The organism is Prosthecobacter fluviatilis, assembly GCF_055388355.1.
The window spans coordinates 1,556,382-1,580,806 of the sequence record NZ_AP043782.1 but is presented as its reverse complement, the minus strand read 5'-3'; the positions used below and the strand labels follow the sequence as shown (position 1 = coordinate 1,580,806).

General features: G+C 60.9%; 27 protein-coding genes. 3 read left to right on the top strand and 24 right to left on the bottom strand.

The features are described from left to right. Window positions 1–38: 38 nt before the first annotated feature. Entirely contained in the window at window positions 39–1,313 is a 1,275-nt protein-coding gene (locus ACZ5WW_RS06140) for an MFS transporter (protein ID WP_377166693.1), read from the bottom strand. Between the two features lie 197 nt (window positions 1,314–1,510). Between ACZ5WW_RS06140 and ACZ5WW_RS06135 the strand changes: the two genes are divergently transcribed. Both ACZ5WW_RS06135 and ACZ5WW_RS06130 read left to right on the top strand, forming a co-directional pair. Then, entirely contained in the window at window positions 1,511–2,110 is a 600-nt protein-coding gene (locus ACZ5WW_RS06135) for a class I SAM-dependent methyltransferase (RefSeq protein WP_377166695.1), read from the top strand. 23 nt (window positions 2,111–2,133) lie between these two features. Next, window positions 2,134–2,463: a YkgJ family cysteine cluster protein gene (locus ACZ5WW_RS06130; protein WP_377166697.1), complete on the top strand. Its 330-nt coding sequence runs from the start codon at window positions 2,134–2,136 to the stop codon at window positions 2,461–2,463. 9 nt (window positions 2,464–2,472) lie between these two features. Here ACZ5WW_RS06130 and ACZ5WW_RS06125 read toward each other — a convergent pair whose 3' ends face one another. The 16 genes from ACZ5WW_RS06125 to ACZ5WW_RS06050 all read right to left on the bottom strand — a co-directional run bounded on the left by ACZ5WW_RS06125 (window position 2,473) and on the right by ACZ5WW_RS06050 (window position 14,417). Continuing rightward, window positions 2,473–3,744 (bottom strand): Gfo/Idh/MocA family protein, encoded by a 1,272-nt coding sequence (locus tag ACZ5WW_RS06125; RefSeq protein WP_377166699.1) that lies wholly within the window; start codon window positions 3,742–3,744, stop codon window positions 2,473–2,475. A 100-nt stretch (window positions 3,745–3,844) separates the two neighbouring features. After that, the gene (locus tag ACZ5WW_RS06120) at window positions 3,845–4,225 is read right to left on the bottom strand and encodes a hypothetical protein (protein WP_377166701.1); all 381 of its coding nucleotides are present in this window, start codon (window positions 4,223–4,225) and stop codon (window positions 3,845–3,847) included. A 17-nt stretch (window positions 4,226–4,242) separates the two neighbouring features. Next, entirely contained in the window at window positions 4,243–4,668 is a 426-nt protein-coding gene (locus ACZ5WW_RS06115; protein ID WP_377166703.1) for an SRPBCC family protein, read from the bottom strand. Between the two features lie 19 nt (window positions 4,669–4,687). Then, entirely contained in the window at window positions 4,688–5,134 is a 447-nt protein-coding gene (locus tag ACZ5WW_RS06110; RefSeq protein WP_377166705.1) for a VOC family protein, read from the bottom strand. Between the two features lie 26 nt (window positions 5,135–5,160). Further along, complete coding sequence (locus ACZ5WW_RS06105) at window positions 5,161–5,646, bottom strand: SRPBCC family protein (RefSeq protein WP_184338050.1); 486 nt, start codon at window positions 5,644–5,646, stop codon at window positions 5,161–5,163. A 30-nt stretch (window positions 5,647–5,676) separates the two neighbouring features. Further along, window positions 5,677–6,438, bottom strand: coding sequence for a DUF899 domain-containing protein (locus ACZ5WW_RS06100; protein WP_377166707.1), 762 nt, complete (start codon window positions 6,436–6,438; stop codon window positions 5,677–5,679). A gap of 18 nt (window positions 6,439–6,456) precedes the next feature. After that, window positions 6,457–6,924: a GyrI-like domain-containing protein gene (locus tag ACZ5WW_RS06095; protein WP_377166709.1), complete on the bottom strand. Its 468-nt coding sequence runs from the start codon at window positions 6,922–6,924 to the stop codon at window positions 6,457–6,459. A gap of 26 nt (window positions 6,925–6,950) precedes the next feature. Then, a complete protein-coding gene (locus ACZ5WW_RS06090; protein WP_377166711.1) occupies window positions 6,951–7,490 on the bottom strand; it encodes an SRPBCC family protein in 540 nt (179 codons plus the stop codon). 24 nt (window positions 7,491–7,514) lie between these two features. After that, window positions 7,515–7,997: a VOC family protein gene (locus tag ACZ5WW_RS06085; RefSeq protein WP_377166713.1), complete on the bottom strand. Its 483-nt coding sequence runs from the start codon at window positions 7,995–7,997 to the stop codon at window positions 7,515–7,517. 18 nt (window positions 7,998–8,015) lie between these two features. After that, the gene (locus ACZ5WW_RS06080) at window positions 8,016–8,414 is read right to left on the bottom strand and encodes a YciI family protein (protein ID WP_377166715.1); all 399 of its coding nucleotides are present in this window, start codon (window positions 8,412–8,414) and stop codon (window positions 8,016–8,018) included. Beyond that, on the bottom strand, window positions 8,411–8,803 hold the full coding sequence (locus ACZ5WW_RS06075) for a YciI family protein (RefSeq protein ID WP_377166717.1): 393 nt from the start codon (window positions 8,801–8,803) through the stop codon (window positions 8,411–8,413). The genes ACZ5WW_RS06080 and ACZ5WW_RS06075 overlap by 4 nt, the downstream gene beginning before the upstream one ends. Before the next feature lie 79 nt (window positions 8,804–8,882). Beyond that, window positions 8,883–10,196 carry an RNA polymerase sigma factor gene (locus ACZ5WW_RS06070; protein WP_377166719.1) on the bottom strand — a complete coding sequence of 438 codons (1,314 nt, stop codon included), beginning with the start codon at window positions 10,194–10,196 and terminating at the stop codon, window positions 8,883–8,885. Between the two features lie 20 nt (window positions 10,197–10,216). Further along, on the bottom strand, window positions 10,217–10,840 hold the full coding sequence (locus ACZ5WW_RS06065) for a TetR/AcrR family transcriptional regulator (protein WP_377166721.1): 624 nt from the start codon (window positions 10,838–10,840) through the stop codon (window positions 10,217–10,219). Between the two features lie 87 nt (window positions 10,841–10,927). Continuing rightward, entirely contained in the window at window positions 10,928–12,151 is a 1,224-nt protein-coding gene (locus tag ACZ5WW_RS06060; RefSeq protein WP_377166723.1) for an outer membrane protein assembly factor BamB family protein, read from the bottom strand. 62 nt (window positions 12,152–12,213) lie between these two features. Next, entirely contained in the window at window positions 12,214–13,260 is a 1,047-nt protein-coding gene (locus ACZ5WW_RS06055) for a Gfo/Idh/MocA family protein (protein WP_377166725.1), read from the bottom strand. A gap of 5 nt (window positions 13,261–13,265) precedes the next feature. Further along, window positions 13,266–14,417: an LLM class flavin-dependent oxidoreductase gene (locus ACZ5WW_RS06050; RefSeq protein WP_377166727.1), complete on the bottom strand. Its 1,152-nt coding sequence runs from the start codon at window positions 14,415–14,417 to the stop codon at window positions 13,266–13,268. Window positions 14,418–14,485: 68 nt separating this feature from the next. On the opposite strand from ACZ5WW_RS06050, the gene ACZ5WW_RS06045 reads away from it, so the two are divergent. After that, window positions 14,486–15,619 (top strand): ROK family protein, encoded by a 1,134-nt coding sequence (locus ACZ5WW_RS06045; RefSeq protein ID WP_377166729.1) that lies wholly within the window; start codon window positions 14,486–14,488, stop codon window positions 15,617–15,619. Between the two features lie 76 nt (window positions 15,620–15,695). Here the strand turns inward: ACZ5WW_RS06045 and ACZ5WW_RS06040 are convergent, their stop codons facing one another. From ACZ5WW_RS06040 to ACZ5WW_RS06010, 7 genes are all read right to left on the bottom strand, one after another. Further along, the gene (locus tag ACZ5WW_RS06040; RefSeq protein ID WP_377166731.1) at window positions 15,696–16,073 is read right to left on the bottom strand and encodes a rhodanese-like domain-containing protein; all 378 of its coding nucleotides are present in this window, start codon (window positions 16,071–16,073) and stop codon (window positions 15,696–15,698) included. Window positions 16,074–16,356: 283 nt separating this feature from the next. Then, complete coding sequence (cls, locus tag ACZ5WW_RS06035) at window positions 16,357–17,802, bottom strand: cardiolipin synthase (protein ID WP_377166733.1); 1,446 nt, start codon at window positions 17,800–17,802, stop codon at window positions 16,357–16,359. A 45-nt stretch (window positions 17,803–17,847) separates the two neighbouring features. Beyond that, window positions 17,848–19,476, bottom strand: a complete 1,629-nt coding sequence (locus ACZ5WW_RS06030; protein ID WP_377166735.1) for a PrsW family glutamic-type intramembrane protease — start codon at window positions 19,474–19,476, stop codon at window positions 17,848–17,850. 7 nt (window positions 19,477–19,483) lie between these two features. Then, a complete protein-coding gene (locus ACZ5WW_RS06025) occupies window positions 19,484–19,795 on the bottom strand; it encodes a hypothetical protein (protein ID WP_377166737.1) in 312 nt (103 codons plus the stop codon). Window positions 19,796–19,808: 13 nt separating this feature from the next. Then, window positions 19,809–20,282, bottom strand: coding sequence for a GNAT family N-acetyltransferase (locus ACZ5WW_RS06020; RefSeq protein WP_377166739.1), 474 nt, complete (start codon window positions 20,280–20,282; stop codon window positions 19,809–19,811). Window positions 20,283–20,403: 121 nt separating this feature from the next. Next, the gene (locus ACZ5WW_RS06015) at window positions 20,404–22,935 is read right to left on the bottom strand and encodes an O-antigen ligase family protein (RefSeq protein WP_377166741.1); all 2,532 of its coding nucleotides are present in this window, start codon (window positions 22,933–22,935) and stop codon (window positions 20,404–20,406) included. After that, the gene (locus tag ACZ5WW_RS06010; protein ID WP_377166743.1) at window positions 22,932–24,377 is read right to left on the bottom strand and encodes an MraY family glycosyltransferase; all 1,446 of its coding nucleotides are present in this window, start codon (window positions 24,375–24,377) and stop codon (window positions 22,932–22,934) included. The genes ACZ5WW_RS06015 and ACZ5WW_RS06010 overlap by 4 nt, the downstream gene beginning before the upstream one ends. Between the last annotated feature and the right edge of the window lie 48 nt (window positions 24,378–24,425).

The window sequence follows — 24,425 nt, the reverse complement described above, 5'->3', positions numbered from 1 at the left end:
CGGTATCTCCGAGCTGGACGGGAACTCCATAGCTGCGCTTACTCCGGCAGGTCTTCGCCATGCGTCTCCGGCAGGCAGGCCAGAAAGATGAGCCCGAGCAGGAAAAAGCCGCCAAGGCTTGTGATGGCCACGCGCAGGTCCAGGGTGGACTTCATCCAGGCGCTGAGCCAGATGAGCACCGGTGCGGCGAGCAGGCGGCCTGTATTGAAGCAGAAGCCCGAGCCTGTGGCGCGCAGGTGCGTAGGAAACAGCGCTGGAAAAAAAGCCGCGTAGCCTGCGTGGATGCCCTGCGCGCAGAAGCCAAAGACGGGCAGCAGCACAAGAAGTAGTGTGTAGCTCCCCGCATAGGAGGGCAGCCAGCAGATGGCGGGCGTCATGACCAGCGCGGCCAGATGCAGCACCACAAAGGTCTTCTTGCAGCCCCAGCGTGCGCTCAGCGGGCCAAAGGCCAGCATGCCTGCGCCTGCGCCTGCGGTCTGGATGAAGCCGAAGGCGATCTTGGATTTGCTTGCCCAGTCGGTGTCTCCGGTTTTTTTGAGAAAGTCAGCCGCGATGTCCTGCCCGGCCACCACCACGCCCCAGAAGGTGGCCAGCCCCACCATGGCCAGCAGCGCACCGAAGATCGCGCGACTGCGCCAGCGCGGCGTGCCGAGGAGCTCGCTGAAGCTGCCCATGCGTTTCGCTTTGGTGGCACGTGCCTCTTTCCACGTCTCGGGTTCCTTGATGCTCATGCGCACCCAGAGCACCAGCAGCGCGGGCACCACGCCCAGCAGGTAGGCCGTGCGCCACTGCGCGCCCACATACAGCCCCGCTGCTGCCGCCAGCCAGAGTCCTGCAACGCTCGTGGCGTGGAAGATGCCGCCGGCGCGCTCGCGTGCTTCTTTGGGAAAGACCTCCGCCACCAGCGCCGCACCCACCGCCCACTCGCCGCCCACGCCCATAGCTACGAGAAAGCGCAGCGCACCCACCTGCCAGATCTCGCTGGCAAAGGCGGTGACTCCGGAGAAGAGCGAGTAAAAGAGAATGGTGAGCGCCATGACCGGATTGCGCCCCCACTTGTCCGCGAGCGAGCTGAAGAGCAGCCCGCCAAAGGTGCCTCCCAGGAGGAAAATGCCCAGAAAGCGCTCTCCCCACACCTTTACCAGTGGATCATCCGCCTTCACATGCAGCAGGTCGGGCAGCATGTCCGCACGCGTGAGATTGTAGATCTGCCCTTCAAACGCATCAAACACCCAGCCGAGCGAGGCGACGAGAAGAACCAGCCACTGGTAGCGGGTGACGGTGGAGTGCCATTGGGGAGAGGTGGAAGACATGACGGGAGGAGGACTGAGACCGGTTGAGCGCATGAGTGACGCACCGGAGCGGAGCCACATTTCACGAGCTTTGAGGTTTTACTCAAAACGCCAGCCGCGGCACAAGACGGGAAAGCGCTGTAGACATGATTTAAGGCGCCGCCGGACTTAGGGTCCTGCTTGCCAGATGGTCTTGCCGACTTGATTCTCCGCCTCTTATGCAGCCTGCAGAAGTCGCCCGAAGTTACGATGAGATCGCCCACCAGTGGCTTGAGCCGCATCTGGAAACCAATGGCATGCGTCAGCATGAGCATGCGCTGAAGTTCAGCACGCAGCAGGGCGGACGGGCGCTGGATGTGGGCTGCGGTTGTCATGGGCGCTTCATCTGTCTGCTCTCGCAGCACGGCTACAAGGTGGAGGGGCTGGACATTTCCGCACGCATGATCGAGCTGGCGCGCCAGCGGCACCCTGGCGTGGTCTTTCATCATGCAGATGTGTGCCAGTGGTGCCCGGAGGGGGCGTATGACTTCATCACCGCGTGGGACAGCATCTGGCACCTGCCGCTGGCACAAAACGCGGGAGTGATGGGCCGGCTGTGCGGTGCGCTCGCCCCCGGCGGCATCTTCATCTTCACGCTCGGCGGGTTGGACGCTCCGGCGGAGAAGCAGGACTCCAGCATGGGGCCGCCCATGCACTACAGCACGCCCGGCATTCCCCAGATGCTGGAAACACTCGCTGCGTCTGGGTGCATGCTGCGCCACCTGGAATATGATCAGCACCCGGAACTGCATGTGTTTGTCATCGCGCAAAAGCTCTGAGTCTTCGCCTTTTTTTTTCGCGCATGGCCTTCTCTCCGCCACTCCCTTCCCCCCATTCTCAGTGTCAGAGCTGCGGAGCGTGCTGCGCACAGTATCGCGTTTCGTTCTACTGGCAGGAGGCGGTGCAGCGTGGGCTGGATGAAAGCATGCTGGTGCAGGTGAGCCCGTGGCGGGTGTGTTTTCTCGGCACGGAGCAGAACCCCGTGCGCTGCGTGAATCTGGAGGGCACTGTGGGCTCATGTGTCTCCTGCCGCATTTATGAGCAGCGCACGACGCCCTGCCGCAGCGTGGAGGCAGGAGATGAGAAATGCCTGCAGGCCCGCGCCGCGCATGGGCTGGGACCATTGCGATGAACGACAGTCTCACATCGGCATCGTCGTGCCAGGAATGGCCACGGGATACCACCCTTCGGAATCCGGTTTGACCGGCGGCTCGGTGGCCCAGGTGATGTTGTCTGGCACGAGGTTTTCCTGCGAGTTCTGCGCCTGCTCCCAGGTGATGATCTGCCCCGTGTAGGTGGCCATGCGACCCATCACGCCCATGAGGGTGCTGTGCGCGGCGTAGTCTGCGTCGTTGCGCACCTTGCCGGTGCGGATGTTTTCAAACAGCGCATCGTGCTCCAGCTGGTAGGGGTCCTCCTTGTTGCGCGTGCGCTTGCCCCCGGGCGGCTGACCGTTGATGAGAAACTTGCCGCCGTTGGCCAGATCCGCCGCGCCTTTGGTGCCATGGAAGTGCTCGCTGACATCGCGCGCGCATTTGCCGCCGATCTGGCAGCACTGGCTCAGAATGCGCATGCCGCTCTCGTATTCAAACTCCACCGTGTGATGGTCAAAGATGGTGCCATTTTCCCGTGCGCGGCGCACCTGCCTGCCTCCCTGGCCCACAGCCCGGATGGGCATGACGCCTTTCATCACCCAATTGGCCACGTCGAGGTTGTGGCAATGCTGCTCCAGGATGTGGTCTCCGCTCATCCAGGTGAAAAAGTACCAGTTCCGGATCTGGTAGTGCAGCTCGCTCTCTTCTGGCAGGCGGGGGAAGCCAGGGCGGGAGGTACCGTTCCAGTACACACGGCCAAAGACGAGGTCGCCGATCTCGCCGGTGTGGATGCGGTCGATCATGTCGATGTAGCCCGGCTGGTAGCGGCGCTGAAAGCCCACGCACACATTGAGCTTCTTTTTCTTCGCCTCCTCGGAAGCTGCCAGCACGCGGCGCACGCCAGAGGCATCCACGGCCACGGGTTTTTCCATGAACACATGCTTCCCGGCCTTCACTGCCTGTTCAAAGAGAAAAGGCCGCGGTCCGGGCGGCGTGGTGATGAGCACCACATCTGCCAGAGCGAAGGCCTTGGTGTAGTCCTCAAAATTTGTGAAGACCTGGTCCGGCGGCACATCCACCTGTCCTTCATGCTTGGCCTTGAGGATGTCCAGAGCCGCCTGCGCCTTGCCCTCCAGAGGATCGACCACAGCCACCAGTTTGATGGTGGAGCCCGCGCTCAGCGCCTGATTGCACGCTCCCGTGCCGCGCCCGCCGCAGCCGATGAGGGCGATCCTGATGTCGCTGTCTTTTGGTGCCGCAAAAGCATGTGTCGCGGCAGACAGGGCGGTGGTGGCGAGGAAGGAGCGGCGGGTGGTCATGGTGCTCGGTTGGGCTGCAACCAAGAACCGCCTCAGTGCCCGCGACCTTTCAGGGGAATGCGCAGATGCCCATGCAGGCAGGGCCGCCTGCATGACCGCACTAGCGCAGCAGTCCTGCCCAGGCCTTGCGCTCAGACCACAGGATATACAGCGCCACTGCGGAGATGGCGATGAGCATCGGCTGTGCGATGATATCTCCTGCTACGAAGTGGTGGTAGGCCAGGATGTTCAGGATCACAGGGCCGAGGCACAGCAGGCCGAGGTTTCGCGTCTTGGGAATGATGAGCAGGATGCCGCCGATGAGCTCGACCACCTTCACAAACGTCATGTAGCCCGTGGGGCCAAAGGCCGCCATGAAGTGTGAGATGGCCGAGTCTTTGGGAAACTCTGGCGATGGAGCCTTTCCCAGCAGCACCAAGGAGGAGAAGAAGATGAAAAAGAGGCCAAGAAGGCTGGAGGCAATGGCAGGCGTGTATTTCATGGGGGGAGAAGGTGAGACTATTCAAGATGGGCCGCGAGCCGGTCAAAGTTTTCCTCATTGGCAGGAACACAGATGGGCTTGAAGCGCTCGCACATCTCGGAGGTGGGAAACTGCATGCACCACGTCATGCGAGTGCACGCTCCCTCCTCGGCCAGGGTGATGGTCATCTGGAAATGTGGAGCGATGTGCTCATACACGATACGCTCAGCGGGCAGGATCTCGATGAAGCGGGTGTGGTTGGCGTAGTCCGTGCCGTCCGGGCCGTGCATGGTGAACTTCCAGTCGCCGCCGGGGCGGAAGTCAAACTCGTCAAACGTGTTGGTAAAGCCCTTGGGACCCCACCATTGGGCAAGCTGGCTTGGGTCGCTGAAGGCGGCAAACAGCCGCTCCCGGCTGGCAGGAAAAAGGCGGCTGCTGAGGATTTCGGATGCAAGCTGGCTCATGAGATGAAGGGGCGCTGTGTCAGCTATTCAGGGGATCTGCGTTCGGAGCCAGGGTGACCATCCACCCCATGCCAAACTTGTCCTGCAGCATGCCAAAGCAGGAGGACCAGAAGGTTTTGCCCAAGGGCATGTTGACACTGCCGCCTGCGGAGAGGGTCTCAAAGACACGCTTTGCCTCCGCCTCGGTGGGCAGGGCGAGAGAGAGCGAGAAGCCGCGGAAGCCCTTGCTTTCCTCGCCACCACAGCCGTCAGAGGCCAGGATGACGCTGCCGCCCACCTTGAAGCTGGCGTGCATCACCTTGCTCTCATAGCCGGCGGGCAGCATGCCCGGTGGCGCGGGCTCGGGGCTGTCGCTGTAGCGCATGAGCATCTGCACCTCGGCGCCGATGGCGGTTTTGTAAAACTCGAGTGCTTCCTCGCAGCGGCCGCCGAAGAAGAGATAGGGCTGGATGTAGGACTGGGACATGGTGGTATGAGGTGGGGGTGGGGTGATTATTTGCTCATGAGTTCGACGAGCTGGTCAAACGCTTTGCCCCAGCCTTCGGCGAAGCCCATGGAGGCGTGTTTTTCACAGGCTTCCTTGGTCCAGTGCAGGGCGCGGGCGGTGTAGCGGGTTTTGCCGCTCGGCAGTGTCTCCCAGGTGAGCACGGCGGTGAAAAAGTGATTCGGGTTGGGCTCCCAGCCGGGCAGGTAGGCATCGGTAAAGACGAGCTTCTCATTGGGCACGACCTCCAGATACACGCCCACATTAGGAAACTCCTGGCCTTCAGGGCTGCGCATGGTGGTCTTGCAGGTGCCGCCGGGGCGGAGGTCGATTTCGCACGCGGTGGTGGTCCAGGGGGCTGGCGTGAACCACTTCACGAGCAGGTCTGGCTGCGTCCATCCGGCGTAGAGTTTGGCGGCTGGAATGTCGGTTTCACGAACGAGCACAAGCTCACGTTCGGAGAGCGGAGATTCGATGGGTGTTGGGAGTGGCATGGGGTATCAGATGGTTGAAATAGGGGATGTTCAGGTGGCGGTGCTGCAGCCGCAGCATGGCTTTGCCGTAGTGCGGCCGTCGTTGTCGTAGCGATCATGGCGCTTCACCCAGTCCATGAGGTTGCCATTCACGTTCTCCATGCGGCCTTTCGGCGTCTGGTCGATGAACTGATACGCGCCCAGCAGGGCTTCACCGCCACGGCTGAAAGAGGAGTAGGTGTGGAAGATCTGTCCCGAGTCGTCTTTGAAAAAGACGGAAAAGCCTGGCAGCTCCTGGCAGTCGGGGCTGTAGTCCTGTTCGGTGAAATTGTAAGTGAGCCGGCCGTTCGTCACACGCTCTGGTGGGAAGGAGACATGGAAGTCGTAGTTGAAGTCCGTGTGTGCGGAGGACACCCAGCGGAAGCCCCAGCCCATGCGCCTGCGGTAGGCCTCCAGCTTTTCGAGCGGTGCGCGGGAGACCGCCACAAAGGTGAGGTCATGATGCTCAAAATGCTGACGTGCGCCATCCACGTGATCGCAGAGAAAAGAGCAGCCGGTGCAGCCCTCCTCCCAGTCCGGGCCAAACATGAAGTGGTAGAGAAAGAGCTGGCTGCGGCCGTCAAAGAGATCGCTCAACGTGGCCTGACCGGCGGGTGTGTCAAAGACGTAGGGCTTGGTGATCTTCACCCAGGGCAGCTCGCGGCGCAGGCGGGCCAGTTCATCATTGGCCTCCATGTGGGCTTTTTCTTTGGCCAGCAGAGCGCGGCGCGCCTCCAGCCATTCATCCTGGGAGACGATGGGATGTGCATTCATGACAGGGTGTGTATTGGTTCAGTCCTGAATCGTTTGATTCAGCTCGGTGCGGAAGGTGGCGGGATCATCGCTGGCCTCGGGGCCTGAGAGGTAGCGCTCCCAGAGGCTGGGGCCCAGCGTGTGGCCCCGCGCCTCGATGAGGTCCTGAAAGTCTCCCCATGCCTGACCCAGCCCCTCGTACGGGCCGGTGTACACGGTGCGGATGATGGTTGCGGCGGGGATCTCGCCCGCCTTGACCCGACCTGCTGGCTGCAGCTCGCCAGAGATGGGCACGCCCACTTCAAAATTAAAGATGCCGGGTGTCATGCCAAAGTGGTGTGCAAACACCGGCCCATTGGGGCCAATGCCCTGCGTGCTGGCCGTGCCGATCACCTCGTGGATGGCTGGGCCCATCACCTGTTGGATCTCATCTCGCGGCACGGTGATGTGGATCACCACCGCAGGCTGCGCGGTGGTGGAGATGGGCGCTGAAATGTCGTCAAGCATGGCTGGGCATGGGGGGATGGGGTGGCTCAGGCTTTCGGTGCTGTCTCGGCCAGCTTTTTCAGATTGGCCAGACCTTCCAGGAACTGGTCTCCGCACATCTTCTCGCAGTCCATGAACATGCCCATGATTTTGCCGATGAAGGGCTTCTTGCTCTGCATGGCCCAGGTGATCTTGGTGCCGGTGCCTTCCGGGACAAAGGTGAACTGCACATCGCTCGTGCCTGCAAAAGGGCGCACGAACTCCAGCTTCATGGCGACTTTTTCTCCCGGCCTGCTTTCGACGAGCGTGGTGCTGCCTTCGCCCACTTCGTTGTTGCCGTTCCAGCGATAAACCGCACCCACGCCTTCGGGCGGGCCTTCCAGTGTCTTCTTCATGGCGGGGTCCAGCTTGGACCAGGGAGACCACGCATCCCACTGGCGGAAGTCGTTCACGATTTTAAACACCGTGGCCGGCGCCGCTGTGGTGGTGGCGCTGCGAGTCACCGTCATGTCGTCCGACTGAAACGAGGCGGCGATGCAGATGAGGGCGATGACGGCCACGAGGCCGAGGATGATTTTTTTGATCATAGGGTGCGCGTTGGGTGGGTGGTGTTACTTGTCTGAGTCCTTGGAGGCCGGGCACTTCTCCGTCATGGAGTTCCAGCGCTTCTGCATCTCCTCAGGGGAGACTTTTTCGATCTCGTGCTGCAGCATCCAGATGTGGCCGGAGGGATCGCACACACAGCCGCTGCGGAAGCCGTAAAACATGTCTGTTGCTGGCATCTGCACCGTGGCTCCCGCCGCTGCCGCTTTGGCTATGGCGGCGTCTGCATTTTCCACCATGAGGGAAAACTTCACCGGCGTGCCGCCCAGTGTCTGCGGTGACTTGTTCCAGGCGGGATTTTCGTCGGAGAGCATGAGGAGGCCGCCATTCAGATTGAGTTCGGCATGGCCAATCTTTCCGGTGGCGGCGTCCACGAGGCGGAAGCGCTCGGTGGCGCCAAAGGCCTCCTGGTAAAAGGAGATGGCCTTGGCGGCATCCTGCACGGTGATGTAGGGGCTGAAGGCGGGGTAGCTGTGGTCGGGGGTGCTCATGGTGGTGGTGGGTTGAGATCATTCCTGGCTGGCGGCCTTCACCTCCGCCATGGGGCGGCAGAGATCGGCGATGGGGCGTACCTCGATGCTGGCGCCGTATTGCAAAATCGGGCATTCCTGAGCGATGCGCACCGCCTCGTCCATGCTGCCTACGGCGATGCGGAAGTACCCGGCAATGGCCTCCTTGGATTCGGCAAAGACACCGTCGGTCACGCTGGTGCCCTTTGGGCCGGAGACAATCCTGCCCTCTTCCATCAGCGGCTGCGCGCCACGGTGGATGCCGGTTTTTCCCAGGCGGTCCACCCAGGCGTAAAAGTCGGTCATCACCTGCTGCAGCTCGGAGGGGGACATGCCGTGGTTCCAGTGGGTGCCGCGAATGAGGAGGAGGTATTCGTCAGTGGGGTTTTGGGGATTCATCGGGGAGGAGTTTCGTTGGTGAGATCTGAGGCGGTGCAGCGCTGGGACTCCAGCGGGCGCACCTCGTAGTGAATGCCGCAGAGCAGTGTCGGGCTGTGGGAGAGCAGCTCGGCGGCCTCCTGCAGGCTGGGGGCGCTGACAAACCAGTAGCCGCCCACTACTTCCTTAGCCTCGCCGAAGGGGCCGTCGGTCATGACACCTGCTTTGGAAACGGAGGCTCCCTCAGTGCTGAGGCGGCTGCCTGCGCGCATGCGGCCTGCGTCGATGTGGGCGTACAGCCATGCGTAGAAATCGGTGATGGCCGCGTCGATCTGCTCCTTGGACTTGTCCCTGTCCCAGTGGCCGCGCGAGATCACAAGGTAGTCATTCAGGGGGGCTTCGGCGTTCATGGGAAGGGAGGAAATGAGGTGGCTTCAAAGGGACGACGAACGGGCGGGACGGAAAAGGACAGCGGGACAAAAGTTTTTTTTATTTTGTGTCAAAATCGGAGGCTGCGGCTTCACAGTCGGCGATCCGGCTTTCAAAAAAGCGGCGCTCGGACGGCAGGGATGAGAGCGCCAGCGCGCGGCAGTAGTGGGTGGCGGCGGTCTGGTGCTGCCCCAGCTCAGCTGCAAAGGCGCCGCGTGCGGCGTGCAGTGAAAGGTAGGTGTCAAGCCCCTTGATGGCGGCCAGTGCGTCCAGCCCGGGCTGCGCGCCATGCACACGCCCCACGGCGATGGCACGGTTCAGCGCCACCACGGGGGAGGCGGTGAGCTGCACCAGCTGGTCATACAGCAAGAGAATGCGCGGCCAGTCTGTGTCTTTGTGGTTTGCAGCGGTGCTGTGGCATGCTGCGATGCCCGCCTCCAGGTGGTACTCTGTGAGAGTGTCTCCGCATGCCGAGAGCTGCAGGTGGTGAATGCCGCGCTGGATGAGGCCCTGGTCCCAAAGGCTGCGGTTTTGCTCATGCAGGCGGAGGATGTCTCCTGCAGAGTCCGTGCGTGCGGGCAGGCGCGCGGCGCTCAGCAGCATGAGCGCCAGCAGAGCGTGGCACTGTGGCAGATCGGTGGCTGGGTGGGTGGCCAGCAGATCGGCTAGACGGATGGCCTCATGGCAGAGATCTGCACGCACCAGATGCTCGCCGCTGCTGGCCTTGTAGCCTTCATTAAAGAGAAGGTAGAGGGTGGCGAGGACGGCATCCAGCCGCTGCGGCAGCTCGGGTGCTTCCGGCAGCTCAAAGGGCAGCTCCAGCTCACGGATGCGCGCGCGTGCACGCACCAGCCTCTTGGAGATGGCGGCCTCCGTGGTGACAAATGCCGCCGCGATCTCCGCCGGGCTCAGACCGCACAGCGTGCGCAGCGCCAGCGCGATCTGCGCCTCTGTGGAGAGCTGCGGGTGGCAGCATACAAACATCAGACGCAGGGTGTCGTCGCGCAGATGGGAGTCATCCCACGAGGGCTCCTCCACTGGCACGGCCATCCAGCGTGCCTGCTCTGCGGAGATGCCCTCTTCGCGCTCGTCCCAGCGCTGCTCGCGGCGCAGCTGGTCCAGAGCCAGATGGCGCGCGGTCTGCGTGAGCCATGCGGCCGGGTTGTCAGGCACCCCGCGGTAGGGCCAGGTCTGCAGCGCACGCACCAGCGCCTCCTGCACCACGTCCTCCACCCATTGGAGCCGCTGCGCGCCAAACTGCCCGGCCAGGGTGGCCACCAGGCGCGCCGACTCGTGCCGGAAGAAGTGCTCCGTGGCCAGCTGCGCGCAGGTGTCTTTACCATTGAGTTCGGTGGATGGTGCCGGTTCGTTCATGCAGAGTCTTGGGAGTGGTGTCAGATCTTGGCAAAGAGGCCGTCCACATAAGTTCGGGCCTGTTTGAGGTTGTGACGAATCAATTCCTGGGAGCGGGAGGTCTTGCCCACGAGCATGGAGCCCTGCCATAGGCTGTTGAGAAACCAGGCCACCTGCACGGGGTCAAACTTCGCCCCCGGATTGTGCTTCCTCTTCGCAGCGGCCAGCATTTTGGCCGTGTTGGAGGTCCAGAGGTTCAGCTCCTTTTCACACGCGGCCCGCAGGGCGGGGCTGGTGGCGGCCATCTCCTGGGACATCATGCCCACCATGCACGCGCAGTGCTCTCCCGGCCGTTTGGCAAAGCCTGCCATGATGTCCAGCATGCTGTGCAGCTGCTTGAGGGGATCGAGCGTCCTGTCCTTCCATGCCTCTGCATACAGCGCGGTGCCCATGCGTCCCCACCATTCCACCGCAGCGATGGCCAGCGCCTCCTTGTTTTCAAAGTGGTGAAAAAACCCGCCTTTGGTCATGCCCGCCTCCTGGCAGATCATGTCCACCGAGGTGCCTGCAAACCCATGCCGCAGCATGAGCCGCACCGTGGCGTCGATCAGCCGCTGCCGGGTTGCGGCAGGGTCACGCTTGATGCTGGTGGCTTTCTTAGACATACAGACCGGTCGGTATGTAACGGGGCAGGGATTACGGGCAAACTTTTTTTGTTTTCTCCGGGCCTGTCCTGAGCCTGGTCTGTGCTCTTAGTCACCTACGCACCACAGATACTCCTGCCGCGTGGGGCTGGTCTTGGCGGAGCGGAGGTAGATGCGGCCGTCGCAGATGGCGGGCGTGCTGAAGGATTCGTCTCCCAGCTGGTTTTGAGAAAGCAGGGTGAACTTTTCCGGTGTGGCTTCAAACACGGAGGTGACTCCGCCTTTGCTGGTCACATAGATGCGCGAGTCGGCCATGACGGGAGATCCGTAGAACTCGCGGTCCACTTTCTCCGACCACAGCTCTTCGCCTGTGGCGGCTTTCCAGCACACGGCACGCCCGCCGTCGCCCACGGCAAAGACATGGCCGTTCTTCACGATCATGGACGGCACATAGGTGCGAGTGACGTTTTCCCACGCGATCTTGCCGGAGCCGTCTGCCTCCACGGCCATGGTGTGGTTCTTGGGATAACCACCGCCAAGGAAGATGCGGCTGCCATCGGTGACTGCTGTGACCACGGTTTCCTCCGTGCTGCCGTCGATGCTCCAGAGCTTTTTGCCGGTGAGCGGGTCAAAGCTTTCCACTTTGTTGCAGCCTGCCAGCACAGCTTGCGTTTTGCCCGCTGCCTGCACCACAGCCGGAGATGCGTAGTTGGCCACCGGCGGGCGGTTCTGCTGCCACACGATCTCGCCTGTGAGCTTGTTGAGGCCGGTCATTTTGCCGCCGCCGCGATGGTCTGCCGAGACGAGTACGATGGACTGGTAAATGACCGGCGAGGAGCCAAAGCCCTGATGCACCTGAAAGTCGCACACACGGCGCTGCCAGAGCTGCTTGCCGGAGAAGTCCAGCGCGGTGGTGAAAATGGCGCCGTTGTTGAGAAAGTTCACGAACAGGCGCTCGCCATCGCTCACCACATCCGAGGAGGCCTGCGAGGAGATCTTGTGCCCCTTGGTGTTGAGATTGCCGCGGTGCACCACGGCTTCCCAGAGCTTTTTGCCGGTCTTGCGGTCATGGCAGAGCACGAGCTGCTCCTCAGTCTCCATGTCAGCCGTGGCCAGATAGACGTGATCAGCCACGATGGTTGGCGAGCCATGGCCACGACCACGCACTTCGGCCTTCCACAGCACCTTTTCGCCTTCGCTCCATTTCAGCGGCAGCTTTTGCCCCGCTGCGGCATGGCCATCCATTGTGGGGCCCCGCCAGGCCGGCCAGTCGCCGGCAAAGAGGGAAGGGGTGATGAGCGCGGTGGCAAGCAGCAGGGCGTGGATTTTCATGGAAGCCCTGCACTACGCTATGAAAGCGGGGGCACTGTCAAAATGTGCGCGATTTGCGCGTCTCAGAACTTCAGCATCTCGCCGACTGGCAGCGGCCTGCCCTGACGGATGGATTCTTCGGCGACGAGGCAAAGGCCTGCGCTCCAGAGGCCGTCGAGGCCGGTGGCGATGGGCTTCTTGTTGCTGCGCACCATGTTGATGCATTGGGCTATTTCCTCGCGCAGCTCAAAGACTTCGCCGCTGTGCTTGGCGAGCTTCACGTTTTCGAGTTTTTCGCCATCAAACACCTTGAGGAAATACTCGGGCTCCAGTGTGCGGTCCAGCGCGCCGCTCCAGGAGGCCCACAGCGCGCCCTTGGTGCCGCTGACTTTCACGGTTTGATGATGCTCAAAGGCCGCCAGTGTTTGTGACACCACGGCGTAGCTGCCATTGGCGTATTTGAACATGGCGCTGAAGTTGTCATAAAGCGTCGGCCGCTGTGGATCGCGGGAGTTTGCATACGCATGCAGTTCCACGGGGTCGCCGCTGCCTTCCAGGTACCAGCGCGCCAGATCAAAGAAGTGGATCGGCTCCTCCAGCACCCAGCTGCCTACGCGGCTCTGATCGTAGCGCCAGCCGCTTGCGCCCAGGCGGTAGGGTTTGCGCGAGAGCTCGACCAGGACGTACTGTGGCGTGCCGATGGTGCCGGCGTCGATGATCTCTTTGATGTGGCCCCACTGGCTGGAAAGACGCAGCTCATGGCCTACAGCCAGATGCACGCCGTGATCCCGTGCTCCGGCCACGATGGCCTTGCAGTCATCGAGCGTGATGGCCATGGGCTTTTCCAGCAGCACGTGCTTCTTCCTGGCCATGGCCGCGAGCGCAATTTCGCGGTGGGTGTGGCTCGGCGTGGCGATGTCGATGATATCAAACTCCGCCTTCGCGATCATCTCGAGGCTGTCGGCAAAAATCAGCGCGTCCGGGTAAAGCCTGCGCGCTTCTTCGCGCGAGGCCTCCGAAGGCGCGGAGATGGCCACCAGCCGTGCTTCAGGATTGCCAGCGATGGATTGAGCATGAAATTTGCCCCAGGCGCCGAAACCGGCGAGTGCGAAACGAACAGGTGCTGGCATATCAATCAATGGCGGGGTGCGGTGGTGAGCGGTGTGACAGGATCTGGAACGCGGCGGCCCTGCAGTTCATTCAGACGGCAGGACGGCAGCCGGGGCAGCACATGCTTGGCAAAGAGGTCGCACTCATCCAGATGCGGGTAGCCGCTGAGCACAAAGGCGCGCATGCCCATGTCCATGTAGCGGTTCAGTTTGGCGAGCACCTGGTCCGGGTCTCCCACGATGGCGCTGGCACAGCCGCTGCGGGCCAGGCCGATGCCGCTCCAAAGGTGAGGCTCAATGTAAAGGTCTTTGCTCTGCGCACGCAGCTCGTCCTGCCTTTTCACCCCCGCGCTCTGGCTGTCCTGGGAGCGGGCTTTGATCTCGGCCCCTTTGGCGGCATCCAGCTTGGAGATAAGCCTGTCCGCTGCAGCTCGTGCTTCCGCTTCGGTCTCGCGAACGATCACATGCGTGCGGAAGCCGAAGTCGATTTTGCGCCCGTAGGATGCGGCCTTTTCAGACATCACACGCATCGTCTCGGCGATGCTGTCCTCCGTCTCCGGCCACATGAGGAAGACGTCGCAGTGTTTGGCGCAGAGATCCTGTGCCGCCGGGGAGATGCCGCCAAAGTAGAGCAGGGGCCCCCCGTTTTGCTGGTAGGGCTTGGCAGGCTCAGTGCTTGGCAGGCTGATGTTGTAAAACTCCCCCTTCCACTCAAAGGGGCCGTCAGTACGCCACAGTCCCTGTAGGATCTGGATGATCTCGCTGGCCCGGGCGTAGCGCACTTCGTTGCTCTCCCTGATGCCCGGCATGTCAGAGGAGATGATGTTGATGCAGAGCCGCCCTTTGGCAATGTGGTCCACCGTGGCCAGCGCGCGCGCCAGCATGGGTGGCCAGACCTCACCCATGCGCAGGGCTACCAGCTGGTTGATCTGTGCTGTCTGCGGGGCCATGGCGGCGGCAAAGGCCAGTGCGTCCTGCCCGGCGACCCAGCCGGAGGGTAGCAAAATATTCTGGTAGCCCAGCGCATCCGCCTTTTTCACAATGTCGCCGCAATGCTCGTAGCTGGAGCGGATGGCCCCGTCCGGAATGCCGAGAAATTCGTAATCGTCTGAGCAAAGGGCCGAAAACCAAGCGACTTCACACTTGCGATCACTGGTGCGGATGGGTAATTCACTCATGAGAAGAATGTTGAAGTCAACACACTGATCCTGCTGGACAGGAAGAGATCAACCGGCTTTTTATTCGAATGCGAAAAAACCCAATTGTTCAACGCGAAACGCTCGGTGCTGCAGTTCTGCAGATTCGCAGCGGTCGTGCAACCTCGCGCACCACTTTGGCCAAGGTGCTCGGAATTTCACCTTCAACCACCGGGCTGTATGTGGATCATTTGATTGCCGAGAAATATCTCAGCGAGTCCGGCTTGAATCAGGGGCCCATGGGGCGTCCTCGGCGCATCTTGAGCACCCAGGCGGAGGCGGGCTGGTTTGCGGGCGTGGAATTCAATGCCCAGCGCATTCAGGTCGTCGGGGTTGATTTTTCCGGCGGCTTGAAAGCGACTGTGGAGATGCCTCTGCCTGCAGATGTGATGTCAGACCATGTGATCAAGTCGATACTCAACTGCGTCTCAAAACTGGCGACGACGATGCAAGGGCCCTTGCTGTCTGTGGGGCTGGGGGTGCCTGGACTGGTGGATGCTCATGCCGGCGTGGGCCTGTATTATGCGTTCATTCCAGATTGGAATCAGGTTCCGCTGGTCGAGAAGATCGGTTCCCGGCTCAAGGTGCCGGTCATTTTGCAGAACAATCTGCGCGCAATCGCCCTGGCGGAGCGCTGGTTTGGCATGGGGCACGAATTGAACAATTATGTCATCCTCGGGCCTCGCAGCGGTTTCGGAGTTGCCATGGTCCAGGACGGCAAGCTCATCGAGGGGGCTCATCATGCGGCAGGAGAGCTGGGCCGCTGGCTATGGCCGCTGATGAATCCAGCCGGCGGAGGCAAGGAACTGCACCACGCGCTAAGTGCTCCTGCGACATGGAGGCGGTTGGCTGGCGTGGGTGACCGGACTGCCCTGCCGGGAGATTTGCGTTCAGGTCTTGCTGCACTGGCTGAGTTGCCAGGGCCGGAATGGGATGCCGTATGCACGGACTATGCACGCGTGATCGGCCTGCTCCATCTGGTCGTAGATACGGGGGTGTTCATCCTGCATGGCCCTCTGACGGTTCTGGGGGAGCGTTTCTGCAATGCGATCACGCATTCAGCGTACGCACTGATGCCAGTCCTGAGAGATTCCGGGCTGAAGGTGGTGCCTTCGGCGCTGGGCGACAATGCCGGTGCCCTGGGGGCGGCGAGCCTGGCCATGGAAGCATGGGCGCCGGCCTGATGGCAGGCTGAGACCACAAAAAACCGGGTGGCAGGACTGATGTCCGCACACCCGGCGTGAGGGAGCCTGTGGAAAGTTACTTTTCCAAGGTTTCTTTGGCGGCCTTCCAGCCGGAGATGCCAGCGGAGAGGTGCTTCACATTGGTGTAGCCAAGCTGGTTCGCTGCATTGGCTGCGGCTTTGTAAGCGCTGCAGGCAGGGCCGCCGCAGTAGGCAACGACGAGGGAATTCTTGTCAGCCGGCAGGACGCTGGCAAGGTTGGAACCCTGGGTGGCGAAGTCAATCGCGGTTGGCACATGGCCTGCCTTGTAGGAGGCAGCTCCATTCACGTCGATAACGGTGACCTTCTTTTCTGCGATGGCCTTCTTGAGATCGGCGATGCTGATGTCCGGGAACTCGGCGGCGAAACCGGCGGTGGCGACAAGGGCGAAGACGAGGGCGATGAGTTTCTTCATGATTGAGTTAGGATGGTTTGAGTTAAGTTGAGCGCTTTGGACTGTGCGCGGCAGTGGCCCCGTCTGCCGGGGCAAAGAGTTTAGGTGTGCGGGCATAGAGCCAGCATGAGTTCAGATGAGATGCACAAGCGTGCGTCCTTATTCCCGAAAAAAAACGGGTTCATGCCTCCGTGGCAGCGGCCGGGGCGGAGAATGAATGATGGAGACCCTTGGGGCATCATGGCTGGCAGGAATTTACAACGTTCCTAAATACGGCTGGTTTAGCCAAAAGATTCAAAACTTCTTACAGTGCTGGAATGAACAAGCGCGCAAAGCCGTTGCGCAAGCGCTGCCCCACAGGGGTGTTTTCCAGAACTTCCCGCGTGATTTCACGGCTGGAGGCCAGCTTGGCGTCCATTTCCTCAGCGAGCCGCTGGCACAGCTCTGCATCGTGACAGGCGAGGTTAAATTCAAAGTTCAGGCGCAGGCTGCGGGGATCCCAGTTTGTGGATCCGACAAAAGACCAAACACCATCGATAATGAATAATTTTGAGTGGTCGAAGGGCGGGGGCGACTCGTAGATGCGGCAGCCCACCGCCAGCAAATCTGGATACAAGGTGCGGGCAGCCCACCCTACAAACGGGATGTTGTTCTCTGCCGGGGTCAGGATGCTGACCTTGACCCCGCGAATGGCACAGAGCCGCAGCGCTGCCATGAGCACGCCGTTGGGCAAAAAGTAAGGGGTGATGATCTTCACCTCTTCCCGGGCCGCATTGAGGGCCGCAAAAAACGCCGCAGGCATCACCTCCAGGTCTTCGTCAGGGCCATCGACGATGCCGATGGCGGTGGTGCTTCCGGTGGCGGCAAGTTTCGGAAACCAGAGAGGGCCTTCCAACCCCTCGCCAGTGCAAAAGGCCCAGTCTTCGGCAAACACCCTCTGGATCTGTGCCACGCAGGGACCGGTGACTTCAAAGTGAAGGTCATGCACGGGATGTGCGGGTGAACGTGCGACCATGTTTCCTTCGCGGATGTTCATCCCGCCGGTAAAGGCTTTCCGGCCGTCCACCACCAGGATTTTGCGGTGATTGCGGAGGTTCATCGTGATCAGGCGAAGAATCAGGTGGTTGGGCATGAAACGGCGTGCGGTCACACCTGCCTGCGTCAGAGCCTCCACCACCGGCGGCCAGGAGTAGCGGGTGCCTGCGTCGTCCACCATGACCCTCACCTGCACTCCGCGCTTCACCGCCTTGGAGAGCTCGGTCACGAATTCAGCCCCGATGCCTGTGGCCTCAAAGATGTAGCTGGCCAGGGAGATGCTCTGCTTCGCATCACGGATGGCTTCCAGCATGCGGGGCATCGCTTCGTCACCGTTATGCAGGATGTCGAAGTGGTTTCCCAGGGTGTGGCTGAACCTGGATATGCGGTCCAGCGTGCGTGCGAGCTGCTGGTGCTCCTGCATAGCACAGCTTTCAGTGTCCGTGACGGGCAGGGGATGTTCCGGCACCGGGTCGCGCCATGGTTCGTTCATTCCGCTGCGGTAGCGCCGGCCGCTGCGACGCAGAATATTGATACCAAGAAAAAGGTACAACAGCGGCCCGATCAGGGGGGTGAAGACCACAAGCGCCGTCCAAAAGGCAGCGGAACGGTAGTCATGGTGCCGCAACAGCAGGTGCAGCAGCGCAATGACCGAGCCAAAGACCGACGCAACCGCCAGCACCAGCGTCCAGAAATTGTGTTCGAACCAAGACATGGTGCAGCATGCGCGAACCGGGGCGAAGTGCAAAGCACAACCCAATCATGCATTCTCAAACTTCCGCCAGTAAAGCAGGGCGATCGGCACCATGCTGAGGCATTCGCTGCCGGCTTTGGCGACGCCTGCCATGGTATGGGTGCTCCATGCCCCGATGATGAGGGAGATGGCGATCAAAATGGCTGACCCAAAGGTGAAGACCGCCCGGGGGGCGATGGTGAGATGCACTGGCCTTGTTTCCTCCCCGAGGAGGTCTATGAAGCGTGCAGCGCAAAGTATGAGCACGATGACGGACAGCCAGCCATTGTCATCGAGCCTGCCAGGAGAAAGATAATCATAGGCTCCGTGAGCAGCCACCGTCAGCATGAAAGTGATGATAAACTGGTCTGCACGGGCAAAGCGGGTCAGGAGCATGCTGTAGAGGCTGTGTGCGCAAATGCCCGTGAGGGAAACATGCAGAAAATTGGCTGAGAGGAAGCGTGTCCATGCGATGCTGCCGCCAAAGTTCTGATAGTAGCCGATGTTTTCCTCCAGCGAAAACCCCAGCCCGACAAATGCGCCTGTGAGCAGTGCGAGTCCCGGTGTCCGCCGCCACAGCAGCCAGGGCAGGAACAAAGAAAACAGGAGCAGCTTGCAGCCTTCCTCGCGCAATCCCACGCCCACTACATAGTAGATCAAATCGTGTGGAAAAGGTGCTGCAGATGTCATGCCCTGAAAGAACTCCTGATAGGCCAGAATCGTGAGCGTGGGCCATACGCTGGCCACACCAGCCATGATGGCGACGAATGGCCGTGCCCAGCGCCAGCTCTCGTGGTCGCTATGCTGCACCAGAATGAAATACCAAAGGGCTGCTGCGAAGAGCGCGAGGCCGAGCATGCCGAAGGGGAGCTCATTGAAGCGGTGGCGCACCAGGCCCAGCCACTGCATCCAGACATCGCCAAGCAGTGAGCCAGCATGGTGCTGGAGCAGCGGGGGGCAATGCTCGATCCAGCCAGGCTGCGTGGAAATCGCACGCAGGAGCTTGAGATCCCGCTGGGTGACGGCCAGCCGCAGTGCCTCCTCACGAGAGGTGGAGGCGTCGGCAAAATGCAGGCCTTCCGCATAGAAGGCCTGCATGGCGGCCGAGATGTTGTTGTTGCGTTTTTGCACGCTGCCCAGCAGCTCTGCTGCGAGCATGGCAGGGGGCTTGGCACGGGCATCTTGATCGAGCTGCTGCAAGGAGGCCGCATCTCCCGCCAGAGCTGCGGCAAGAAAGCTCCTGAACAAGCCTGCGGGGGCATCTGTGGTGGCGTGTTGGTGGATGAGCTGCGCCACCTCATAGGCTCCTATTTTTCCTGTTTGGACAAAGGACTGAAACAGCTTCGACTCAGACTTTTCTGTCAGCTGAGGCAGCTGTGCCAGAAGCATGCGCAGCCACAGGGCCAGCTGACGTGGCTGCGGGGTGTCTTCACGGCGCAGGCGATTGAACTCCTCATGCAGCCGGCTCAAGGCGGAGGCTGCGGCCTGGCTCTGTGCAGGTGCTCCGCGCGGGGTGTTGCCGATGACGATCACACAGGCGATGATCATTCCCACGGAGACGATGCTGGCGGCCGTGCGCAGCAGAAAGCGACGGTTCCGGGTGAGATGATGCGTGCGTGCACGCCATCCGTGAAACGATGAACGCAACTCGTTCATGGCTGAATCATGGATCCGTTCTTTGCCACCAGTCTGGAGCCTTTTCCCAAGGGGCTCTGCTTTCCGGCTCCTCATCCAAGGTGGTTTTGCGGGCATTCGCTTCGGATTCTTCTTCGAGCTCCATGAGCAGTTTGACGTGTGGCTCCGGCTTGGTGGTGCGCCGCCAGATCAGCCAAGCCCACATGGCAAATGCCCCCAGAAGAAAAAACAGCGTCCCGAGTGTGAAAAGCACAAACCAGTCGGAGGCTTCCGCCCACTGCCGTGACACTTTGGCGGTATCGCCTTCGGGCCGGGGGAGGAAGGCAAGCAGCGTGTGCATGTTGTGAGCGTCTTTAGGTTTCGTTAAAAACGAGGCGCATCGGGATCATCTTGGAAAACTGGAAGCCGTGTTGCTGAAAGAAGGACTGAGAGTCTGCGCTGATACGGTCTGTGAGCAGGGTGATACGACGGAAGTGCTTCTCTCTGGCGAACTCAATGGCATGATTGAGCAGGCGCCCGCCATAGCCCTGGCGGCGGTGCTGCGGATGCACAATGACATCCTCCATGATGAGCACCAGTCCGCCCTCTGCCGTGCTGATGGTGAACAGAAGGTTGATCATGCCGATGACCTTGTGCTCCGTGCGCAGCACAAAGATGCGGCCACGGTTTGGCTGCTCCAGAATGAGGCGCAGGCCGTGCTCCTGTTTGGAGCGGTCCGGTTTGAAATCCTCTTCTTCACTGAACAAGGCAAGAAGGAGCTCCACCAGCTGAGGCAGGTCTTCGATGGTTGCCGGTTCAATGTGGGGTTCAATTTCAGAGGCGGGCATGGCTCACAGAATAACGGGCTGGAGGACAAAGGCAATTCGTTCGATGCAGCGAGTCCGTGATGTGGTGCCTTCCGCCGCGGCATGCTGCTGATTCAACAGTTCCGACACAATCGGCTGCGACCTAAGGCTTTTGCATGGCCTCCCGCAGGTTCTCCCAGGCACGGCGAAAGTCCTGCTTCATCATATACAAGGTGGCGATTTCCTGGCGGATGTACGCCGGGGCGTTGGGGTAGGCTGCCGCTTTTTCCAGCGTGCTGAGGGCTCCATCTACATCCCCCTGGCTTTTTTGTGCCTGAAACAGATCGATGGCGCGCCTGACGTCAGTCGGATTGTAAAGAAGGGCGCGCTCCAGGGCTGCAACATCCGTGCTCGTTCCCGGGGTGGTGCGAACGACGGATGGCAGATAGGGGAGGGCAGTCTGACAGGCGCGCTGGAAGTCTGAATTGCGGGCGTAGTGCTCTGAGAGTATCCGCCAGCCGTCATCGCGCCATTTGCGGTTGGCTTCCAGGGCTGTGATCAGGGCCTCCTGATTGCCATGCTGATACCACAGGCTGAAGAGGGTTTCCCGATGTGCGGGATCCAGACCTCTGAGGTCAGGCTGCTGGGCGAGAAGGCTTTTGAGGCACCGGTCAAATTCCTCCCGGGTCTGCACGGTTCTTAGAAATTCAAATTTCAACTCCGATGTTGTGGCCAGCGTCCAGAGAGGCTCACGCAGCTCCGGGTGCTGGAAAGAATAGCCGAGCATCTGGCGGTAGTGGCCGTAGTCTCCGGGAGCTGAATCGGGATCTCGGCGCAGGAATTCGCGCCAGCCGACGACTGCGTACTGCGGGTCATAATCGAGCCAGAAGAGGCCTTCGGTGAAGCAGGTCACAGAGTAGGTCGGGTCAAGCAATCGGGAGCGTGAAAAGTCCAGCAAAGCCAGATCCTTCGGCTGCCCGAGCCGGAGACGCAGGCATGCTCGTTCGTAATAATAACGAAAATCCAGCGGTGCCATTTCGATGGCTTGGTCCATGAGTGGCAGCGCGCCGGCAGGCGAGCCGGAGTCGGCCAGTTTTCCTGCCCGGGTGCGCAATGCTTCCGCTGCGCTGGTGCCAGGCAAAACCGGATGTCCTAGGGCGATGGCCGTCCAAGCCGCACCAAGTGCCAGCAGCGCGGCTCCGCTCAGGCGAAAGAGTGCATTTTGAGGCAGTCTGGCGGCATCCGGCAGCCTGCGTGGCCGGATCGATATGCCTGCCAGCAGAGCCATGAAGAGCGCATAGCCGAGGCCATGGCTGGGCACATCCCCCAGCCCGTGGATGGCGCCGAGGCCGAAGACGATTGCGGCGGAGTTTCGCAGGCGACGGTCCTGCATGCTTGATTTGCGCTTCTTTTTCTTGCCATACCAAGGACCGGTGGAGGAAAAAATCCAAAACAGCAGCAGCAGCGCAGGAAGCACAGTCAGCAGCCCGCCCTCAGCCAGCAGCCAGAGCAGATCACTTTCAGGATGCAGGAAACGGAATCTCGTTGCCGGCAGGTGGGAGAAGTGAGGGAAAACGGCGGCAAAATTTCCAAGTCCGATCCCCGTCCATGGGGCGTCCAGGGTCATACTGAGGGATTCCAGAAAGAGGGAGCCACGGCCGTTGTCTGATGCAAACTGTGCAATGCCACCTTCCGATAACCGCTTGGAAACGTTTCCGCCCGACATGACCAGCAAGGTGGAGATGATAAAGACCAGGGATGTCGAAACGGCGAGTTTCTGCAAAAAACCGCGGCGCATGGCAATGCTGCCAAACCAGGCCGTCATGCCAAAAAACAGCAAGAGCAGTCCTGCCCGTGAGCTGTTCATGAAAAGGCAGACGAGCGGCGGGATGAAGCCCAGCAAACAAGGGATCCACAAACGGGATTTGCGCCGATGCGCATCAAATCCTGTCGCCGCGCAGAGCACGCATGTCATGGCGGCGATGCTGCTGATGTGGTTGCGGTTGGCAAACGGGCCAAAGCCATCTCCCCATTCCTTGGGGTTGCGCGGCCACCAGGGGATGCTGATGGCTCCTGTTCTCTCGAAGATGGACAGAATGCAAAGCAGGATGCTGCCGAAGGTGAGGGTTTGCATCATCGCCCGGCGCTGGCTGTCTGAAAATCCTCGTGTCAGGCACCATGCCAGCCAGAGGCAGCAGGTGGCAAACAGCAGCCAAGCCTCCAGGGTTACAAAGGCCTGAGGGGTCAGTGTTTTGGACAAATGGATGTCCCAGTCCTGCACCAGTGTGGTTTGCCAGGCCGGTGGTTTAAACAAAAAATTGGCAGGCAGAAACGAAAGCAACGGGGCAAGGGTGGCCCCCAGCAGGCCGCATAGCGCCAGCAGGGGCAGCTTCCGCTTTGAGGCGAAGAAAAGCAGGATCAACGCCATCAAAAGCGTGATCACCCCCTTGGACCAGGTGTCGCGCCCGGCACCAAACAGGCAGGCAAAAATCGGGAATGCGGCAAAAAGATATCCCTGCCATGCCGGTCCAGGAATGTCATAGCTGCGCACCTGGGCTGCGGCGCCGTCGTCATCAAAGTCGTCCTCCTGAAAGTCATCAGGCCTTTCGGGCAGCTCCGCAGCCTCGGTTTCATCCCCGACAAGCACCGGACGCTGATTGGTTGACTCATCAGACTGAGCGGAATCTTGTTTCATGCCGTGGTTGAGAGCGGAAGATGAGGGGGCGTTGCCTTGGTTGCAGCGCCTGCGGTGGATGGCAGCGCATTCCATTTCTCCAGGCAACGTTCGAGGGCTGGCAGCAGCACATCGAGCCGGAGGTGCCATTCGCCGAGATCTGTGCCATCCTGGGGGCGGTAGATGGTAAAGCTCCTGCCTCCGCCCAGCGCCAGGACTTCCGGCCTGCAGCCGGCCTTCTCGTGCATGCTCAGATCCATGCGTTCAAGCCCATGCTGAAACATGGTGGCAAAGCTCTCCAAGTCCATGCAGCGCTCGACCTCAAAATCCAGCACCCGGCCATAGGCCCTGAAGAATTCCCGCTGTCTGCGCCGCTCCATGGTTTCGTTGATCTGGCTGCGGAAATTGGACCAGCTGCGGATGTATCCCAGGTAGCGTGCGGCACCCAGCGCCAGCAGGAACAAGATGGCACCCGCCACTGGCAGCGCGCTGCCCTTGATCATCAAGATGCTCAATCCCACGAGGCTGAGCGCCAGGCAGACGCAGTACATCGCGGCCAGTGCGCCTCCTTTGCTGTAGCCAAGCAGAATCAGCCGATGATGAATGTGCTCGGCATCCGCATTGAAGATGGAAACACCCCGGATGGCTCTTCGGATGATGGCAAACAGGGTGTCCAAAATCGGGACTCCCAGAGCGATGATGACCACGAGCAGCGCGCCGATGATGGAGCCTTTGTTCGAGGTGAACAGCGAAACAGAGGCGATGAAAAAGCCAATTAAATAGGCGCCGCCATCGCCAAGGAAAATTTTGGCGGGCGGAAGGTTGAAGATAAGAAAGCCCGCCAGTGCGCCTGCCATCGCCAGCGAGACAACCAAGACGTCAGGCTGACGGCTGTAATAGCCGAGGAAGGCAAGGGTCAGGCTCAGAAACAGGCCGAATCCGCCAGCCAGCCCATCCATGCCATCGATCAAATTGACGATATTGGGAATGCTGACCAGCCAGATCAAGGTCAGCGGCAGGCTCCACCAGCCCAGTGACAAGGCACCTTCTCCGAACGGGTTGCTAAGAATGTCGATTGAAACCCCCAGGGAGTACAAGATCAACGCCGTGCCGATCTGGCCCACCAGCTTGACCTTGGCACCGAGAGGTTTGAGGTCATCCACGAACCCAACGCTGAATATCAAGGCGTTGCACACTGCCACAGGCAGCCAGCGGGTCCAGCCGAGTCCGCCAATGTAACCTGCTACCAAAGAGGCAAGGCCTACTGCCAGGAAAATAGGGGCACCGCCAAGCCGTGGGATCGGCTTTTCGTGCAGTTTGCGCCGTGTGTCCGGTTCATCCAGCCCGATCTGCCCGCCACGACGGAGAATCCACAGCGTCCCGAAGACGGCCACCAGGAGGGCTCCGCTAAAATAGCAGGCCATTTCCAGCCATGACACCTGCCTGGGTGCCCACGGACCCATGGCGGTTTCTTGGATGGCAGGAACAAACATCTGTGAACGGCAAATTCA